Annotated in this window: 3 protein-coding genes; all 3 read right to left on the bottom strand. The window is 45.3% G+C overall.

From position 1 onward, the window contains the following. Window positions 1-82 precede the first annotated feature (82 nt). The 3 genes from AB5903_RS21940 to AB5903_RS21950 are packed head-to-tail and all read right to left on the bottom strand — an operon-like array spanning window position 83 to window position 3700. Window positions 83-1267 carry a porin gene (locus AB5903_RS21940; protein ID WP_034536036.1) on the bottom strand — a complete coding sequence of 395 codons (1185 nt, stop codon included), beginning with the start codon at window positions 1265-1267 and terminating at the stop codon, window positions 83-85. A gap of 15 nt (window positions 1268-1282) precedes the next feature. Then, window positions 1283-2344, bottom strand: a complete 1062-nt coding sequence (gene ansB / locus AB5903_RS21945; protein WP_005652708.1) for an L-asparaginase 2 — start codon at window positions 2342-2344, stop codon at window positions 1283-1285. 45 nt (window positions 2345-2389) lie between these two features. Beyond that, a complete protein-coding gene (locus AB5903_RS21950; protein ID WP_005652705.1) occupies window positions 2390-3700 on the bottom strand; it encodes an anaerobic C4-dicarboxylate transporter family protein in 1311 nt (436 codons plus the stop codon). Window positions 3701-3973: the final 273 nt, after the last annotated feature.

Genomic DNA, 3973 nt, shown 5'->3' on the forward strand with positions numbered 1-3973 from the left:
TAAGATTTCTGAGTTAGTTTTATGCAAAGATAGGATTTTTACAAATATTACCCCTCAGGTTTTTACATTGACCCGTAAAAATCTAGAACATCGGTAACTGATAAATGAATCCCACCGATACTCTGTTTGTAGAATAGTTCTCTTGTCCGAGTGCTTTGGCGCGGGCGGTGAAGTCATAGGAACGTCCTACGTATGTAAGGAAGAAATGCAAATTGGTATCCATAGGATAGAACTCCACACCGGCAAAATAACCCCATGCGGTGCGGTATTTGCCTTTTTCCAAATCTCCCTGCTGTTTGGTGAGAGATGCTGTTTCATACATTCCTTTTACGAAAGCGTTCCATTTAGGCAGGAAACGGTAATTCAACTTGGTTACCATTGAAAAATATCCGGCATCGAAAGCATTGTGTCCTTCCATACTGCCCGTTATCCCTGTCATGATACCCTTGCGGTCGATACCTTCTTTGGAGTACATGAAGTCGAGGAACATGTTGAACTTATTCAAGTTCAATTCATTACCGAATGCAAAATAATAAAGATTCTTGTCCTTTGCTTCATTCATGATAGAGGCGGACCAGCGTGTCTTGAATATGTCATTGAAATTACCGTTCCAGTTCAGGGTGTATACGAGCGGCAGCTTGCCCGATTCTATGGCAGGCTGTTCGCCGTCTTCGGTTTCAACTCCATACGTCTTGTTGAAAGAGCCGTTGCGGCTGTCCAGTATTTGCAGGTTCAACTGCTGGTGGGCATTGATGTCATATCCGATGTTCAAACCGGTCATGAAGTTGCTCATGTTCTCAATCATATCGCTGTATTCATATATCTCGATAGGATTCAGGTCGAACTCGATACCGCCGTATGCGGTGCATTGCTTACCGGCAAAAATAGAAAATCCTTTTCCCAGTTTCACACCTATCCCTGCAATGTCGATGGAAGTAGGAAGGTTGTCTATGTTGCCGCTACTGTCGTTCGAGCGGTTCAGCCGTTGCCTGTATCGGTATGAAAGCCAGTTGTTGATATTTCCTTTGGCTTCAATGCGGAGTTGCCTCATTTTGAAAGCTCCCTCTTCGAAGCCGTCGCGGAAGTTTGCATCGAAGCTGCCCTGCATATTGAGGAATAAGTTGAACTTATCTTGTTTTTTCTTTACATTGGTGAGTTCTTCAAACAGGGTCTTGTTTTCAAGGAACTTCTCGTTCTTCTCCGTGCTTTGGGCGTACATGATTTGTGTACAGCCCGCAGCCAGAAGTATAAATGTGAGTTTCTTTATCATTTCTATCTGTTTTTAATATTCGTTGAAATATTCCTGAATCTGTTTCCAGTCGGTGGTTTTGGTCAGTGCAAGCATCAGCAGGACACGTGCTTTCTGGGGATTCAGTTCCTGTGATGCGACAAACTGATACTGTGCGTCGTCTACTTCTGCATCGAGCGAAGTGGGACCCGTCGGCACTCTTGACGAACGGACTACGAGAATACCTTTTTTGCGGGCTTCCGTTAATACGGGGAATATATTCTTGTGAATGTTTCCATTGCCTACTCCTGCATGGATGATACCCTTATAGCCATTGCTTAGCATCGGGGTCACCATGTCAGCCTCGATGTTTGAATAGCTGTAGACAATTCCCACTTTGGGGAGTGAGTTCAGATTGGTAACATCAAATACCGAGTGGGTGGTGTGTTTCTTTACAGACGACATATTATACGTGACCTTGCCGTTCAGTACATAACCGAGTGCACCCGCGTTGGGAGCTTGGAAGGTCTGCACGTCAACAGTGTTCATCTTCAATACGCTTGCAGCACCAAGCACGCTTCCGTTCATTGCCACTAAAACACCTTTCCCTTTGGACTCTTTTGCTCCGGCCACAACGACGGCATTGTATAAGTTAAGAGGTCCGTCGGCGCTGATTGCGGTAGAGGGGCGCATTGCTCCGACCAGAACTACCGGTTTGTCGCTCTTGACCGTCAGGTTGAGGAAATAGGCCGTTTCTTCCATCGTATCGGTTCCGTGGGTAATTACGATGCCGTCGATGTCAGAGCGTTTCAGAAGCTGGTTGATTTTCTTTGCAAGAGTCAGCCATACATCATCGTTCATGTCTTGTGAACCTATCTTGACAATTTGTTCGCCGGTTACGTTAGCTATGTTTTTAAGTTCGGGTACGGCATCGAGCAGCGTACCGATGGCTACTTGTCCGGCAGTATAGTTGGTGGCGGTTGCAGATGTTCCGGTTCCGGCAATGGTTCCGCCGGTGGCAAGGATATGGATGTTAGGCTTCTGCTGAGCGAAAGCCATTGTGACGGAAAGCAGTAGCATAACGGCTACCATGCTGAGTTTTTCTAATCTTTTCATAACTTAATTTGTTTGAATTAAAAAATAGGTTAAAGGTAAATATGCTTAGAAAAATTGTATGAATAATAATCCCAAGGCTATGGCAACTGCCGTAGAGACGATACCCGGCATCATAAAAGAGTGGTTGAGTATATATTTACCGATTCGGGTGGTTCCCGTACGGTCAAAGTTGATGGCTGCAACTACGGTAGGGTAGTTCGGGATGAAGAAATACCCGTTTACGGCAGGAAACATGGCTATCAGCATATATGGCGATATGCCCAAAGCAATGCCCAGCGGTACTAAAGCACGTACTGTGGCTGCCTGACTGTACAGCAGGATAGACATGACGAACAAAGCGATGCCGAACAGCCAGGGCATCTGGCGTACGATACCTTCGATAGAGGCGGTGAGTTGCGCCATATTTCCATTCAGGAACGTATCGCCCATCCAGGCAATGCCGAAGATGGCGATTACAGCCTGCATTCCAGCCGGGAAGACAGAGCCTTGTGTTGCTTTTATTCCGTCTGTCTTAGTTACCAGCAAAATGAGGGCGGCAGCCGAAAGCATGATGATTTCGATAATGGCGGACATCCCTAAGGAAACTGTTTTTCCGTCAATCAGGAAAGAAGGACGCATCCCTTCGAATGAGCCGAAAAGAACGATGAATGCCGTGGCAAGGATAAATATGAGTACCGAAATCATAGCATGGCGTTTGTTTGTTACATCGTCGATTTTCACTTTCTTACCGTCGAAGTAGCCTTCTGCCATACGTTTTTGATATTCCGGGTCGTCAATCAGTTCTTTTCCCACGCGCATGGAGCACAATGCGCCTACCAGTACGCCGAGAATTGTTGCCGGAATCGTTATTTTAAGTATGTCGAATAAAGTGATGTCGAATCCGGCAAGCAGACCGAGCAGTGCAACCGTAGCCGCCGAAATGGGACTTGCCGTGATAGCCTGCTGTGAAGCGATGACAGCGATACCCAGCGGACGCTCAGGTCTGATTTTGGTTTCGGTTGCAACTTCGGCAATGACGGGAAGAACCGAGTATGCCACGTGTCCTGTACCGGCTACGAAAGTAAACAGGTAGGTGACGATGGGGCTGAGGATAGTAACCTGAGACGGGTTCTTGCGCAGCAGTTTTTCTGCTAACTTTACCATGTAATCAAGTCCGCCGGCCGCCTGCATGCAGGAAGCTGCGGAAATAACGGCGGCTATCATCAACATTACGTCTATCGGTGGTGCAGTGGGTTGTAAGCCAAATACAAAAGTCAGTATGCCCAAACCTACGCCGCCCATTACTCCGAGACCTATGCCGCCTAAGCGTGCACCTATGATAATAGCGGTCAGTACAAATAATAATTGTAAAACCATATACTTATTATTTAAAAAATTAGATAAGGTTGTTATGTTCTCTACTATTGGCTAATTTCTAAAATAATCCCTTATATAACAATAATAGGGGGTGAATTTGTTGTATTTATTATTTTATATTTTCTAAATTAAGCATATATTAACTGTTTAGTGGTTTGGGGTGATAATCCTGTGTATTCTTACATTTTGTCATATTATATCATTAGTGTCCCGTTAAAATGGGACGAGTTAAACAATTAATCAAAAAGCCCCGGAATCAGGGGATCATTTAGA

This window comes from Bacteroides sp. 2201st1_D9_2201SCRN_220225, from assembly GCF_040928965.1.
In the GTDB taxonomy this organism is placed as follows: Bacteria; Bacteroidota; Bacteroidia; order Bacteroidales; family Bacteroidaceae; genus Bacteroides; species Bacteroides stercoris.

What these genes read in the sequence shown, in the direction of transcription:
- AB5903_RS21950 (WP_005652705.1), bottom strand. Translation starts at nt 3,700, where the DNA reads ATGGTTTTACAATTATTATTTGTACTGACCGCTATTATCATAGGTGCA.
- ansB (WP_005652708.1), bottom strand. Translation starts at nt 2,344, where the DNA reads ATGAAAAGATTAGAAAAACTCAGCATGGTAGCCGTTATGCTACTGCTT.